Here is a 424-nt window from a genome sequence, read left to right on the forward strand (position 1 = left end):
GTGGTAGGTGATCATGAGCCCGCCTTCCGGCGTGACGCGCTCGGTGATCTGGATGAAATGGCCGTTGGGCAGCATCTGCTCGTGCGTGCCGCGCGTCTCGCGCTGCAGCAGCAGCCGCTGCGCCACCCATTCCCGGCGCATGCCTTCGTCGGCGTCCGGCAGATGGTGCCTGGAGGTGGCCTCCAGCACGGTGCGGAACGGCAGCCCCACGGCCATGATGTCGCGCAGCCAGGGGAAGATCTCTTCGTAGCGCCCGTTCCACTGGAGCACGCGGTGCCCGGGGTCCAGCAGCACGAAGCCGCTGACCATGGCCCCCAGCGCCTGCTCGAGCGTGGCCTTGGAACGGGCGAGATCCTTGCGCGCACGGCTCATGCGGCGCAGGTAGGCCATCGAGAAACCGCCCGCGGCGAGCGCGGTGGCGATC

General features: G+C 69.6%; 1 protein-coding gene. It reads right to left on the reverse strand.

The window, feature by feature from the left end; all coding sequences use genetic code 11:
- Positions 1-424, reverse strand: a 424-nt coding sequence (locus NBZ85_RS34280) for a PAS-domain containing protein (protein WP_261563521.1), incomplete at both ends; no start/stop codon positions are given.

It is taken from the genome of Frankia tisae (assembly GCF_025403405.1).
GTDB lineage: Bacteria > Actinomycetota > Actinomycetes > Frankiales > Frankiaceae > Frankia > Frankia tisai.